This is a genomic window from Xenorhabdus eapokensis (assembly GCF_001908105.1).
The window spans coordinates 40,843-55,961 of the sequence record NZ_MKGQ01000018.1; the positions used below are offsets into that span (position 1 = coordinate 40,843).

The 15,119-nt window shown below is 40.4% G+C and carries 9 protein-coding genes; 7 read left to right on the forward strand and 2 right to left on the reverse strand.

Annotation, left to right across the window (positions count from 1 at the left end; all coding sequences use genetic code 11):
* Positions 1 to 11: 11 nt before the first annotated feature.
* Positions 12 to 1,547: a Re/Si-specific NAD(P)(+) transhydrogenase subunit alpha gene (pntA, locus tag Xedl_RS12655; protein ID WP_074024147.1), complete on the reverse strand. Its 1,536-nt coding sequence runs from the start codon at positions 1,545 to 1,547 to the stop codon at positions 12 to 14.
* A 386-nt stretch (positions 1,548 to 1,933) separates the two neighbouring features.
* Between pntA and ydgH the strand changes: the two genes are divergently transcribed.
* From ydgH to Xedl_RS12690, 7 genes are all read left to right on the forward strand, one after another.
* Entirely contained in the window at positions 1,934 to 2,887 is a 954-nt protein-coding gene (gene ydgH / locus Xedl_RS12660) for a DUF1471 family protein YdgH (protein WP_074024148.1), read from the forward strand.
* Between the two features lie 267 nt (positions 2,888 to 3,154).
* Positions 3,155 to 4,546 (forward strand): basic amino acid/polyamine antiporter, encoded by a 1,392-nt coding sequence (locus tag Xedl_RS12665; RefSeq protein ID WP_074024150.1) that lies wholly within the window; start codon positions 3,155 to 3,157, stop codon positions 4,544 to 4,546.
* A gap of 386 nt (positions 4,547 to 4,932) precedes the next feature.
* Positions 4,933 to 5,139, forward strand: a complete 207-nt coding sequence (locus tag Xedl_RS12670) for a hypothetical protein (protein ID WP_074024151.1) — start codon at positions 4,933 to 4,935, stop codon at positions 5,137 to 5,139.
* A gap of 877 nt (positions 5,140 to 6,016) precedes the next feature.
* A complete protein-coding gene (locus Xedl_RS12675; protein ID WP_074024153.1) occupies positions 6,017 to 6,547 on the forward strand; it encodes a fimbrial protein in 531 nt (176 codons plus the stop codon).
* A gap of 66 nt (positions 6,548 to 6,613) precedes the next feature.
* Positions 6,614 to 7,300: a fimbrial biogenesis chaperone gene (locus Xedl_RS12680; RefSeq protein WP_074024195.1), complete on the forward strand. Its 687-nt coding sequence runs from the start codon at positions 6,614 to 6,616 to the stop codon at positions 7,298 to 7,300.
* A 92-nt stretch (positions 7,301 to 7,392) separates the two neighbouring features.
* Positions 7,393 to 9,948: a fimbria/pilus outer membrane usher protein gene (locus tag Xedl_RS12685; RefSeq protein WP_074024155.1), complete on the forward strand. Its 2,556-nt coding sequence runs from the start codon at positions 7,393 to 7,395 to the stop codon at positions 9,946 to 9,948.
* A 67-nt stretch (positions 9,949 to 10,015) separates the two neighbouring features.
* Positions 10,016 to 11,014 carry a fimbrial protein gene (locus Xedl_RS12690; protein ID WP_074024156.1) on the forward strand — a complete coding sequence of 333 codons (999 nt, stop codon included), beginning with the start codon at positions 10,016 to 10,018 and terminating at the stop codon, positions 11,012 to 11,014.
* Positions 11,015 to 11,176: 162 nt separating this feature from the next.
* Here the strand turns inward: Xedl_RS12690 and hrpA are convergent, their stop codons facing one another.
* A complete protein-coding gene (hrpA, locus tag Xedl_RS12695; protein ID WP_074024158.1) occupies positions 11,177 to 15,097 on the reverse strand; it encodes an ATP-dependent RNA helicase HrpA in 3,921 nt (1,306 codons plus the stop codon).
* Between the last annotated feature and the right edge of the window lie 22 nt (positions 15,098 to 15,119).

Below are 15,119 nucleotides of genomic sequence, written 5' to 3' on the forward strand. Positions count from 1 at the left end.
TAAGTCCCCCCCTATCCTTTACGAAACATTTTCAGCATACGTTGAGTGACCGTAAAGCCACCGAAAATATTAATGCTGGCAATTAACACGGCAATGAATGAAAAGAAACTTACCCATCCCCCTTCTCCAATTTGCAGTACGGCTCCAACCACAATGATCCCGGAAATCGCATTGGTAACGGACATTAATGGTGTGTGCAACGAATGGCTGACATTCCAGACAACGTAATAACCCACCACACAGGACAAGGCAAAAACAGTAAAATGAGATAAGAATTCTTTTGGCGCAACGTGTGCTAACCAGCCATACAGAATTATCGCTAGCGCGAGTGATCCATATTTCAGCCACGGAGATTTAGGCTTTTCTACTGGTTTCTCTTCTTTTTTTACTGACGTCGGTTTGGCAGTTGTTGGTTGGATAGAAACCTGGATAGGCGGAGCGGGCCATGTGATTTTACCTTGTTTAATGACAGTAACACCACGAACAACGACATCATCAAAATCAATGGTGATTTCTCCATTTTTCTCTTTGCACAGTAGTTTCAGCAAATTGACCAGGTTTGAACCATAGAGTTGTGATGATTGAGTGGGCAATCGGCTAGGCAGGTCGGTATAGCCGATAATTTTTACCCCATTGGCTGTCACGATAAGCTTATTGGCTTGCGTATATTCACAGTTACCCCCATTTTGGGCAGCCAGATCGACAATCACGCTACCTGGCTTCATAGAATCAACCATTTCTTTCGTGATAAGCCGTGGTGCCGGTTTCCCCGGAATTAATGCTGTTGTAACGATAATGTCGACTTCTTTTGCTTGTGCAGAAAACAATTCCATTTCTGCTTTGATAAAAGTTTCTGACATCACTTTTGCATAACCATCACCTCTACCCGCTTCTTCTTTGAAATTCAATTCCAAGAATTCAGCTCCCATGCTTTGTACTTGTTCCTTCACTTCCGGACGTGTATCAAAAGCACGGACAATTGCACCAAGGCTACCGGCAGCACCAATTGCCGCTAATCCGGCAACCCCCGCACCAATAATCATGACCTTAGCTGGTGGTATTTTGCCTGCCGCTGTAATTTGTCCCGTGAAAAAACAACCAAATTCATGAGCGGATTCAACAATGGCACGATAACCTGCAATGTTTGCCATTGAGCTAAGAGCATCTAAGGATTGTGCGCGGGAAATGCGTGGAACTGCGTCCATAGCAAAAACAGTGACCTTACGCTCTGCTAATTTTGCCATTAATGCCGGATTTTGCGCTGGCCAAATAAAACTAATCAGCGTAGCCCCTTCTTTCATTAAGGCAATTTCATCATCTTCTGGGGCGTTAACTTTTAAAATGATATCTGATTGCCAAACTGAGTGGATTTCTGCTATATCAGCCCCTGCTTTTTGATAAGCAACATCATCAAAACTAGCAAGTTGTCCTGCTCCTGTCTCAACTGTGACGTCAAACCCCAATTTCTGCAATTGCTCCACGGTTGATGGTGTGGCTGCAACGCGTGCCTCATTGGAAAGTCGCTCTTTCGGTACACCAATACGCATAATGTTTCCTTCTTTAAGAATGAAATATTGCTGATTATTACCCTGTTGAAGCCTATTTAACGATTAGATTGACTTTATTACTGCTATCAGCAGAACCTATCAATAGAATACCAAATAGTAACTTAATGAAAATAATGTCAACGAATTATCATAAAATCAGAAAAACAAAATGACCTTTTAATGTAAACAATTAGTTAGCTCGTATAACTTACTATAATTAGTAAAATTCTTAGTGTCATATATTAAAAGCTAGTAACAGTTTCTTTAGAAGGCATAATTTCTTGCGACAATTAGCATTATTACATGTAATAATTGCGTTCTATGTGATGCATAACAATGTTCAGCACGTTATAAATATTTTAGTGCGCAAGGCGAAAGGATTTTTTATGAAGCTGAAGACAACGATCATCGCTACCGCGATGTTCTCACTAACCATGATAACCACTGCACATGCAGCGAAAGAATTAACTCCAGAGCAAGCGGCTGAGCTGAAACCTTTTGAGCGAATTTCAGTTACTGGTCGTTTTAATGCAATTTATGAAGCTGCGGATGCGGTTTCTCGTCAGGCAGATAAAAAAGGTGCTGACAGTTTTTACATTCAGAGTCTTGATGATCTTAATGGACGTGGTAATTTGCGTGTTGTCGCCGATTTATACCACAAAGATGCGGAAAAAGCAGATAAAACTCCTAACTATCGCATCTATCATGGCATCAAAGAGTTACCTAAAACTGAAGCCATTACTTTAGAGCCTTTCGATACTGTAACTGTTAATGGTTATTTCCCGACCGACCCTGACCTGAAAGAAGCTATCGCCAAAGCGGCTAAAAAGAAAAATGCTGCATCATTCTTCATTGTCCGTGATATTGCACCGAATAATGGTGGAAACCAAATAGTCACTGCATATGTTTATAAAGAGGATGCGCCGAAACGTAAAGTTCAGTCTAATGAAGCTGTGATCCCAGCCGATTCTGAAGCAGGACGCCAGGCTCTGGCACAAGGTGGAGAGGAAGCCAAAAAAGTCGAAATTCCAGGTGTTGCTTCTTCAACTTCAACAAGCAATGTGGTTGGTCGATTTTTTGAAACCCAGTCATCAAAAGGTGGTCGTTACACTGTAACTTTACCTGATGGCACAAAAATTCAAGAGTTGAATAAAGCATCCGCCGCTCTGATGGCTCCATTCGATTCCGTCACCTTTTCAGGTTATTACACTACTGCCCCTGAAATTTCTTATCAGGTTGCTAAGCGTGCAGCAGAGAAAGGTGCAAAATACTACCATATCACACGGGAATGGCAGTCTAATGGTGGTAACGTTACCATCAGTGCAGATTTATTCAAATAATCATAGATTGTAATTCAGCCATTCCTGGAAAAGGCACAAAGAATACTTGTGCCTTTTATGCATAAAATTTATGTTTTTTTGCATAATAAACCATTGCATACAATCCTTTCACTCCGTAGAATCGCCCTGTTTTTGGATTTATCGACTAAAACGGTTCTGCAATCCATCGCATGGATGCAATCAATATCCAATATTGTTCGATATTCAGAACTAGTGTTCTAGTGTTCTGGCTAATCGTGTCGATTATATTTTTTTAGGAACGTATCTTTGGAAAAGAAATTAGGCCTTACGTCTCTGACCGCACTGGTATTCAGTTCTATGGTCGGTGCCGGCGTATTCAGTTTGCCGCAAAACATGGCGCAAGCAGGCAGTCCCGCTGCATTAATAATTGGTTGGGGAATAACAGGCATTGGTATTCTCTTTTTAGCCACTTCCTTACTTTTACTTTCACGATTGCGTCCTGATTTGGATAGCGGTATTTTTACTTACGCAAGAGAGGGTTTTGGGGAGTTAGTTGGATTTTGTTCTGCATGGGGATACTGGTTCTGTGCCATTATTGCCAATGTTTCTTACTTAGTTATTGTCTTTGCTGCGTTAAGTTTTTTCACTGATACCGAACACTCAATAATTTTTGGTGATGGCAATACTTGGCAATCGTTAATCGGTGAGTCTATTTTACTTTGGTTTGTTCATTGGCTGGTATTGCGTGGTGTGCAAACGGCTGCGGGAGTTAATCTGCTGGCGACAATGGCAAAACTATTACCATTAACCCTATTTATTATCTTAGCTGTCATCGCTTTCAAAATGGATGTGTTTTCATTTGATTTCAGCGGTATTGAGATGGGCGTTCCTGTTTGGCAGCAAGTTAAAGACACGATGCTAATTACATTGTGGGTTTTTATCGGTGTTGAAGGTGCAGTTGTTGTTTCAGCCAGAGCCAGAAGACGCCAGGATATTGGTATCGCAACTGTACTAGCTGTGATTTCAGCATTAGGGGTATATGTGCTGGTTTCCCTGCTTTCACTAGGGTTAGTCACCAGACCTGAATTAGCGGTTATGCGTAACCCTTCTATGGCAACTTTGATGGTCGAGTTAATGGGGTCTGCGGGTGAAATTGTGATTGTTGCTGGCTTAATCATCTCTGTTTGTGGCGCTTACTTGAGCTGGACAATTATGGCAGCAGAAGTACCATTTATTGCTTCCTTACACGGCTCATTTCCTAAAGTCTTTAAAAAACAAAACAGCAAGAAAGCGCCTGAATCATCACTTTGGATCACTAATGGTGCGATCCAACTCTCTTTGGTTTTAATTTGGTTAAGTGGCAGTAATTACAACACGTTACTTTCTATTGCTTCTGAGATGATCCTTGTCCCCTACTTTCTTGTCGGTGCATTTTTAGTGAAAGTTGCCTTTCAACGTGGTAGCCGTGCTTTACTCTTTATTGCTCTGGGTTCTTGTACCTATGGATTATGGTTACTTTATGCTTCTGGGCTCATGAACCTATTACTTTCGGTAGTACTATACGTTCCTGGATTGCTGGTTTTTCTGTACGCTCGCAGACAAAATCAGGAAAGAATACCGTTAACGATTACAGAAAAATCGATTATTGTGATTTTGTTTTTAATAGCGCTCCCGTCTACATGGCAATTAATGCACTAATAATAATTACAACACAGCGTATTAGCTGTCTCTTAAAAAGTTAACTATTCCAAAGAATCCGGCCTTTGTGCCGGTTTTTTAATGTTCCATTGTTTGTTGACCTTTGGTGTGAAGACAGGTACGCCCCCGTGTCATCGCTTGTCCAGTAAAAAACAATGGCTTAAAAAAGTATTGATCTGACATTTTAATTGTGGGAATATGAGGCTGCTAATCATAGCTACATATCAAACTAAACTGTCCAACAGAGCATCAGAATCCACTCTTATCCTTTTATAAACCACTAACTTAAAATATTTGCCACAACTCCCTATTGCCTGTTACCGATTTATAAAAACAGGGAATTTGAGATTGAGAGAAAATTTATATTCTTTTGGAAGGATAATATTATGAAAAGAATAATTTTAGCCTTATCAATAACTTTAGCCATCTTTTCTAGTTTCGGTGTAGGTATTGCAAATGCACAAGAAGCAAACATTGGATTCTTAAATCCCAATATTATCTACGCTTACGCTTGTGAAGGTAACACTGATTGCATGAAAAATTGTGCAGCTAAATTATGGTGGTCGTTTTTCCTGTTAGGTTTATGTATTTAATAATATGATTTCAATCAATCCAGAAAGCATATAATTCATTCACAGGCCCTACATAGTTGTATCTATGTGGGGCTTTGTTTGAATGTGGTCATCGTTTGAACCGTCTCTTTTGCGTGTTATCCACTCTTGGTGGAATTTAGTTTAGTGTTTTGATTGCGTTTTTTTGGATTAATTTTTTTATTTATAAGTATGTTGTAACTAAAAAAAGGTAGGCGCAGGTCGTTTTAAAGCCAATCCATAAGAATTAATTCTGTTTTTGTATCAAAATATTCCTCAAATATATAGAATCCGAACTATGTCAGGGTATTAGTCATAAAGATTTTATCAATTAAAAGTTAACTTTAAGCAAATGTAATTCATTTTCATTTATCTTAAAAAGAGAGATAACCTCTTACATAATCACAATAATTAGGGGTAAAAATTAAAAGATAGATTTTGTGTTACAAATAAATAATAAATGCATAATTTTTAGTTAAACTTTTAACAAAGAAGAAAAATTCAAACGTATTATGTGTTTTGCATTATTTTTATTTTTACAAAATGTCAGTAATTAATAATTAATCTTATAAAACAGAATAAAAGCTCATTGAAGTTCAGAAAAAAATCTATGTTATGCATAACAATGCTATTAATTTTATTCTAATAGCTGAAAACTTCAAATTATGAGATTAGTCAAGTTATTATTTTGATCTTTGTTAATTAATCGCTACTATATTTTTCACCTTATCTATTGATGAGGAAATATGAAAAGTTGTTTCGTTGTTTATCAGAAGTAAACCTAATCAACTCGTTGCCGTATTTATGTACGGCATTAACATTAACCCAATAATCTGTTTCTCTGTCGAATAAGTTCGTCAGAAGTAGGATGCATTAAGAAATGAAAACCAAGTTAATTATTTCAACTTTATTTGTTTCATCCGTATTTATGTCCGCTACCCATGCTGCTGATGGGCAAATTAAATTTACAGGCAAGATTACTGCTACTGCGTGTAAAATTGATTCAAATTCGGCTAACCAAACCGTAAATATGGGTACTATCAGTTCAAGTTCATTAAATGGATTGAATAGTACTTCTGCTGCTACCCGTTTTAGTATCAAATTGACTGACTGCCCGAAAGATTATAAACAAGCTCAGGTTAGATTTGACGGCCAACCGGACAAAACCAACAGCGGACTTTTAGCGTTAAACGGTAATGGAGGAGAGAATCCTGCCAAAGGTGTTGCAATTGCACTTTATGAAGATGACAGCTATACCCCAATCGATCTAGCAAAAAATTCACGTCCTCAATATTTCTCACAGAGAAAAGCAGAAGAATTGAAATTCATTGCCAAATACATGGCAACAGCTGATTCTGTGACTCCAGGTGCGGGTGACGCGGTCGCTAATTTCACTATTATCTATAACTAAAGGAAATTATGGCAGGGAAGCCAAAACAATATCACTCTGGTCTAAATATTGTTTGGAGCGACCACTTTGAAATATTTTCGCATTTTAATTTTTATTTTTATCTGTATTTTCAATACGAACATCTCTTTTGCTGGCGTCGTCATTGGCGGCACACGGGTGGTTTATATTAGTGACCAGAAAGAAGCCTCTATTTCCATAGACAATCCAGAAACCGACATTTCTTACCTTATTCAATCATGGGTTCAAGGTGAGGATGATGAAATGAAAGCACCTTTTATTATCACTCCCCCACTTTTCAAATTAACAGCCGAGAATGAAAATGTTTTACGGATTGTTAAAATTGGTAATGCATTACCTGATGATAAAGAATCTTTGTTCTGGCTCAATATCAAGTCTATTCCTGCTACAACCAAATCAGAACAGAATCAATTGCAAATCACGGTGAAATCTCGGTTCAAGCTATTCTATCGTCCTGCTAACTTAGCTGACAATGCCGGTATTGCTTATAAGTCTCTGAAGTTCAAAACCGATGGAGACAAACTCATTGCGGAAAATCCAACGCCCTACTATATCTCTTTTTCTGAGTTGACCACTGGCAATAATGTAGAAAACTACGAGATTAAATCTGCGGGAATGCTCCCTCCTTTTCAACAAAGGACTTGGAATATTCCTGTAAAAAATATCAGCCAAGTGACTTGGAAAACAATTAATGATTTTGGTGGCGTGACACCGGAAGAAAGACGCAAGTTGTAATTAAAAAACTAATTGTAATAAAAAACTATATACCCAATAAACTTCAAGGGACAACCTGGAGAATAGCGGGTATATCAAAATAGAAATTTATTATGGATAACTATCGTCATTATCTTCAACGAAATCGTCCTGATAATTTGGCATTATTTATCAGGATAAGCTTGCATTGTCTATATTGCAGGGTGCCTCTCTGTGCATTATTAACCACATCTCTTTTGATGTATAACAATAAAACCCACGCTGAAGAGTATTTCAACATCAATGCGTTGGAAATCCATTCCGGTTTTGAAGATATTGATCTGTCTATCTTTACTCAAGATGATCAGCAACCTCCCGGACGTTATTGGGTCGATATCTATCTTAATCGGGAAAAAGTAGATACGAGAAATGTCGATTTTATTATCGTCAATAACAAGCTATCTCCCCAAATTAAGATACAGCAACTCAGGAAAATCGGAGTAAATATTGAATCATTTCCCGCACTGCTTACTTTGCCACAAGAAACAGAACTTACTGATCTTGGCAAATATATTCCATCCGCATCGACATCTTTCGATTTCAAACATCAGCGACTGGATATCAGTATTCCCCAAGCGGCCTTGAATAGACAGGCGAGAGATTATGTCCCCCCCCATTTGTGGGATCAGGGATTAACTTCCCTGTTGGTCAACTATAGTTATAATGGCTCCATGAGTTGGCAGGATGATCAAGTAGGTTCAACAAAGAACCATTTTCTCAACCTCAGAACGGGGGTTAATTGGCAAGCATGGCGTTTGCGCAACTATTCCACTTACAGTAGCCAAGATAGAAAATGGCAGAATATCAATACATACCTTCAGCGAGATATTCATGCACTGAAAAGCCAATTAATATTTGGAGACAGTTATACCCCCTCGCTTATTTTTGATAGCTTTCAGTTTCGCGGCATGCAGTTGTCTTCCGATGACAATATGTTGCCCGATAGTTTAAAAGGATTTGCACCGATAATTAGAGGAATTGCCCAAAGCAATGCCCAAGTAACCATCAAACAAAATGGTTATATTATCTATGAATCTTACGTTTCTCCTGGGCCTTTTGTCATTAATGATCTCCATCCGACAACATCAACAGGAGATATAGAAATTATTGTCAAAGAAGCTGATGGGAAAGAACATCGTTCTGTACAAACTTTTTCCGTTGTGCCAATTATGTTACGAGAAAATAGCCTGCGACATTCCCTGACTTTGGGAAAATACCAATCTAATTCTCATCGTGGAAAAAAACCCTATTTCATGCAGGGTACGGTGATTTACGGTATCTCCAATCGTGTCACTGCCTATGGTGGAACCACGATTGCAAAAGATTACCAATCCATCGCCTTGGGTACGGGCTATAGTCTCTCCCATTGGGGTTCTCTTTCCTTTGATGTAACTTCCGCTAAAACCAATTTAATGTCGAAAGCCAACTATTATGGTCAATCTTACCGTTTCCAATATGCCAAAGATCTATCTCAGACAGGCACTAACCTCACTTTCTCCGGTTATCGTTACTCGACACGAAATTTTTACGATTTTAAAGAAGCGAATGAGTTGAATACTACAATCGATGGCAGGAGCAGTAATAAACGCAGTAAATTGCAGTTACACATTAATCAATCCCTTGGTGATTGGGGAACCATTTATTTATCTGCTTTTCAGCAAGACTATTGGCACCAGAAAGGCTATGAAAGGAATATCAGTGCGGGTTATAACACAAGTTACAATTCGATTAATTATAGCTTAAATTATTCTCACAGCGACTTCTCCGGTTCAAATCGCAATGAGCAAATTGTCTCATTTAGCATGCAAATTCCCTTTGATCGGTGGCTGAAAAATAGCTGGGTGAGCTATAACATGACCAGCAACAAAAACAGTGATACGTCTCATCAAGTTAGTTTAAATGGTACAGCTTTTGAAGATAATAATCTGATTTATAGCATTCAGCAAAATTATACTGGCCGTAATCAAAGTGTTGGCGGAAATATCAACGCAGAATATAAAGGAGCCTATGGTCAGGTCAGCGCGGGTTACAATTACGATAAATACTCCAGGCAATTCACTTATGGTTTAAATGGTGGGATTGTTGCCCATCCATATGGCATCACCCTTTCCCAATCGTTGGGAGATACATCGGTATTAGTCCGTGCCAGTGGTGCTTCAAACGTCAAAGTGCAAAATCACACCGGCATCAAAACTGACTGGCAAGGCTATACCATCGTGCCGTATGCCAGTAGCTATCGAAAAAACCGTATTGCGCTGGATACTCACTCAATGAGTAACAACGTTGATATTGATATCAATACGCAAACTATTATTCCAACCCAAGGTTCACTGACTCTGGCCAATTTTCAGACCCGCATTGGTTATCGCGTTTTGCTAACACTTTCCCATCAAGGTAAAGAAATCCCATTTGGTGCAACTGCAACACTGGAAAAACAGCATGACATTGATGACACCAACAGCGTCATTGTTAGTAATGATGGACAAGTTTATTTCAGTGGCATTCCTAAATCAGGTCGGATATGGGTTAAATGGGGACACAAAACAATGCAAGAATGTCGTGTCAATTATCGACTACCTGATGAAGAACCCGTTTCAGGTTTGTATATGATTGAAGCCTCTTGTGAATAATCTCTTACAAATAGCAATTTCGACATATTTATTTGATATAAAACTAAAAAATAGTAGGTATTATTCTATGGTCAACAAATTAAAATTGTTATTGGTAAGTACATTTCTCATCGGCACGATGAGTAGTTTTACTAGTTTAGCGTATAATTGCCAATATTCTGCGGGTTTTGTGCCTGATATGATGACTCCGGTTTCTTTTGGTACGATTACGGTTCCCAGAAATCATCCTATCGGGACAACTATCAAAGAAATACGTCTGGATCAGGTGGATGAGAAAGGTAATATCGCCCTCTGCGATACCAACCTGTCTACAAGATGGGAACAACCTGATCTTAACCCTGCGAACTACAACTTTGACGCCATTTATGAATCCGGCGTTCCGGGAGTTGGTATCCGCATTAACACGTGGGGAGCAGGTTATGGTATTGATTGGCTACCCAGAACAGCAACCAATCCACCCACTTGCCCTTCACCGCTGTACTTTCAATGGAAAACACAATATTGCGGAGGATCATGGGGGTATTTAACAGTGCAGTTGATAAAAATTGCACCAACAACCGGTTCGGGAGCTGTCAATTCGGCGAAACTGACTCGTGCTATATTAGGTTACAATACCCCTATTCATACTTTCTATTTGTCGAATACTTATATCATGACCAAAGGCTGTTCTCTCAATCGAAAGATGATTTCAGTCAATATGGGAGAGGTTAAAAAAAGTGATTTTCGAGGTATTAACAGTACCGCGGGAATGCAACATTTTGATATCGATATAAATTGTGATGCGAATGTGAATGTCGGACTGACGTTGGATGGAAGGTCTGCAAGCTGGAATACCCAAGATATCTGGGCATTGGATTATAGTGACAACGTCACGGCAAAGGGGATTGGTTTACAGATACTATATCAAAACCGCCCCGTAACGATGCGTACTCCAGTTGTATCTGGCTCCACTCAGTCAGGTGGAAATATAACTATTCCATTGTATGCCCGTTATATCCAGACAGAAGCAGAAGTTAAACCGGGCAAAGCAGATGCCACAGTAACAATTACTTTTGTATATCAATAAATAAAGATTATTTCCCTGCTTGGCATTTAGTGAGGTTGTTGTTAAGTGGGGGTTTAGTTGTTTAAATTTTGAAGTATGTTGTAACTATAAAAAGCTTATGGAATTTTTAGGCGTAAAGTAACGAAATTACGGGGCAGCATAAACCATAACTGCCCCTACATATCACGATGCGATATTTTCCATCGCCTGTAATATACGCTTATCAGATATTGGATACGCAGTACCCAATTGTTGGGCAAACAGGCTGATTCGAAGTTCTTCTATCATCCAACGAACTTCTTTTACTTCCGGTAATGGTTTTTGCTGAACAGACAGTTTGGCCAACCATTGCTGCCATTGACGTTGGATATGCTCAACTCTGCTCATATGCGCCCTATCCTTGTTAGGATCTACCGCCAATTTTTCCAATCGACGTTCTATGCCATTCAAATAACGCAAAACATCAGCCAGACGTTTCCAACCGTGGGAAGTCACAAAGCCATTAAAGACCAGACCAGAAATTTGTTCTTTGATATCGGATAGCGCCAGTGCGAGAGAGATATCCACCCGCCCTTTCAGGCGCTTGTTGATATTAAAGACTGCTGTCAGGATCTGCTCCACTTGCTTGGCAATATCCACCACTGCGTCATTCAAATCAGCACGAACTTTATCATGCAAACTAGAAAATGCCTGTTCATTCCAGACTGGCCCGCCATTTTCTGCGATCAATTTATCAACACCACAGGAAATACAATCATCAATCAAATCCAATACTTTTCCATAGGGATTGAAATACAACCCCAGTTTAGATTTGTTCGGTAATTTTTCATGTAAGTATTTAATCGGCGATGGAATATTCAACAATAACAAACGACGTGTTCCTTCCCACATTGCATTTTGCTGTTCTGATTCGGTTTCGAACAATTTGATGCCGATACTGTCCTTTTCATCCACCAATGCCGGAAATGCCTTAACAGAATAGCCTCCGCGTTTCTGTTCATAACATTCAGGCAATGTACCAAAGCTCCAGATATGCAATCCATTTTGTTCTATGCCATCATCTGCAACCGCCGAAAGCGTTTCCTGAACTTTTTCTTTCAATTTCAGTTTTAGTGCTGACAGATCTTTGCTTTCCGCTAACGGTTTATTTTTTTCACCCGTTTTATTCTCTCCAATAATGCGGAATGTAATCTTTAAATGATCAGGCACTTGTTCTAACTGCCAGTCATCGCGTGACACTGTCACCCCTGTCATACGACGTAATTCTTTCTCAAGGCTATCCAATAAAGGAGCCTGAGGTTGGGTCACACGCTCCAGAAATGCCTGTGCATAGTTAGGTGCCGGAACAAAATTACGGCGGATGGGTTTTGGCAATGATTTAATCAATGCAATAACCAATTCATGACGAATTCCTGGAATTTGCCAATCAAATCCTTCATCTTTGACTTGATTCAACACCGGTAAAGGAATATGCACTGTTACGCCATCGGCATCGGTTCCTGGTTCAAATTGATAACTCAAACGGAATTGCAAGTTACCTTGATACCAGTAATTTGGATAATCCAACGCACTGACTTTATTTGCATCCCCTTTGATTAGCATGCTCTTTTCAAAGTTGAGCAATTCGGGCTGATCTTTACTGGCGACTTTCCACCAGCGATCAAAATGGCGCGAAGAAATAACGTCCTTGCCAATACGCTGATCGTAGAAACTAAACAAGGTTTCATCATCCACCAGAATATCCCGTCGGCGAGACTTATGTTCCAGTTCTTCAACTTCTTCACGCAATTTCAAATTAGCGCGGAAAAATGAATGACGGGTTTGCCAATCACCTTCTACCAATGCATGGCGGATGAATAATTCGCGGCACAACATGGGATCGATTCGGCTGTAATTTACCAGACGACCTGTCACAACCGGCAAACCATACAAGGTGACTTTTTCCATAGCCATTACCGCTCCTTGAGACTTCTGCCAGTGCGGTTCACTATAGTGCTTTTTGATTAAATGGGCAGCCAATGGCTCTACCCATTCTGGTTCGATGCGCGCGGCAATACGTCCCCACAAACGGCTGGTTTCCACCAATTCAGCCACCATCGCCCATTTTGGTGGTTTTTTAAATAGCCCTGAGCCAGGAAAAACAGAAAAACGGGCATTGCGTGCACCGGTATATTCCTGTTTATCCGTGTCTTTTTGCCCAATATGGGATAACAACCCTACCAGCAAGGCAATATGGATACTGCGATAATCTGCTTCCTGACTGTTAATCGGCAGGCCAATTTCTTTCACAACTTGCCGTAGCTGAGTATAAATATCCTGCCATTCCCTAACACGAAGATAATTCAGATAATCTTGCCGACAAAGTTTGCGGAATTGGGAACTGGAAAGCGCTTTCTGCTGTTCCACCAGAAAATCCCATAGCTTCAGGAAGGCGATAAAATCTGAATCTTTATCCGCAAAACGACGATGTTTTTCATCAGAAGCCTGCTGCTTTTCCAACGGCCTTTCCCGTGGATCTTGAATCGACAAAGCGGATGCAATGACCATCACTTCACGCACGCAACCATGTGCTTTAGCTTCCAGCACCATACGCGCCAAACGGGGATCAATAGGCAACTGAGCCAATTGCCTTCCTATTGGGGTTAACCGATAAGCTCCCTCTGACAATGACTCCGGATCGATAGCGCCTAGCTCTTCCAACAGGCGAACCCCATCCTGGATATTACGTTTATCCGGCGCTTCAACAAATGGGAACGCGCTGACATCGCCCAAACCAATAGCAGTCATTTGCAGAATAACGGAAGCCAGATTAGTGCGCAAAATTTCAGGATCAGTGAATTGTGGACGTGACAAAAAATCCTCTTCCGCATAAAGACGAATACAAATCCCGTCCGAAACACGGCCACAACGCCCTTTTCGCTGATTAGCCGATGCCTGCGATACCGGTTCTATCGGCAGGCGCTGCACTTTGGTGCGATAGCTGTATCGGCTAATACGTGCAAAACCGGTATCGATCACGTATTTGATGCCTGGTACTGTCAGTGACGTTTCTGCCACGTTGGTTGCCAAAATAATGCGGCGACCAACATGGGGTTGAAAGATTCTGTTCTGCTCGCTGTTAGACAACCGTGCAAAAAGTGGCAAAATTTCAGTATGTGGGAAATTTTGCTTATTGAGAGCATCCGCCGTATCACGAATTTCTCGTTCACCGCTCATGAATACCAGTATGTCACCTGAGCTTTCACGCCCTAATTCATCCACTGCGTCAATAATGGCTTCAAGCTGGTCTCGATCACTGTCATTATCACCACCCGCCACGGGACGATAACGCACTTCTACCGGATAAGTACGTCCAGATACTTCAATAATTGGTGCATTGTTAAAATGGCGGGAAAAACGTTCAGGATCGATGGTTGCAGAGGTAATGATAACTTTCAGATCTGGACGTTTTGCCAGTAATTGACGCAGATAACCGAGGATAAAATCGATATTCAAGCTGCGTTCATGGGCTTCATCGATAATTAACGTATCATATTGCAATAACAAACGATCTTGCTGCAATTCTGCCAAGAGAATACCGTCAGTCATCAATTTGACCAGCGTATTTTCACTGACCTGATCATTAAAACGAACTTTATAACCAACCGTCGAACCAAGCGGCGTTTCCAGTTCATCGGCAATGCGGTTAGCAACCGAACGCGCTGCCAAACGACGAGGTTGGGTATGACCGATTAACCCTTTGACACCCCTTCCCAATTCAAGGCAGATTTTAGGGATCTGAGTTGTTTTACCTGAACCGGTTTCCCCGGCAATGATAACAACCTGATTATCCCGAATAGCTTTATAGATATCATCTTTCTTCTGGCTAACCGGCAGGTTTTCAGGATATTGAATCGAAGGACATGCAGACTGGCGATTCATGACTTTCTGTTTTGCAATCGCTATATCCGCAGCGATGGATTGCACTACAGCCTGCAAGGAGGCTTGATTCTTTATTTTTGCTGCTCCATACAGACGTTTTTTTAAACGGAACTGATCGCGCAACGGTGTGTGATCAAGTTCAGAGAATAATTCAGAAAATGATACTGTCAAAGGTGATTCCACGTGATAAATCCTTGTGACGTTT

Coding starts and splice junctions, on each gene's coding strand:
- pntA (WP_074024147.1), bottom strand. CDS start 1,547: ATGCGTATTGGTGTACCGAAAGAGCGACTTTCCAATGAGGCACGCGTT.
- ydgH (WP_074024148.1), top strand. CDS start 1,934: ATGAAGCTGAAGACAACGATCATCGCTACCGCGATGTTCTCACTAACC.
- Xedl_RS12670 (WP_074024151.1), top strand. CDS start 4,933: ATGAAAAGAATAATTTTAGCCTTATCAATAACTTTAGCCATCTTTTCT.
- Xedl_RS12675 (WP_074024153.1), top strand. CDS start 6,017: ATGAAAACCAAGTTAATTATTTCAACTTTATTTGTTTCATCCGTATTT.
- Xedl_RS12685 (WP_074024155.1), top strand. CDS start 7,393: ATGGATAACTATCGTCATTATCTTCAACGAAATCGTCCTGATAATTTG.
- Xedl_RS12690 (WP_074024156.1), top strand. CDS start 10,016: ATGGTCAACAAATTAAAATTGTTATTGGTAAGTACATTTCTCATCGGC.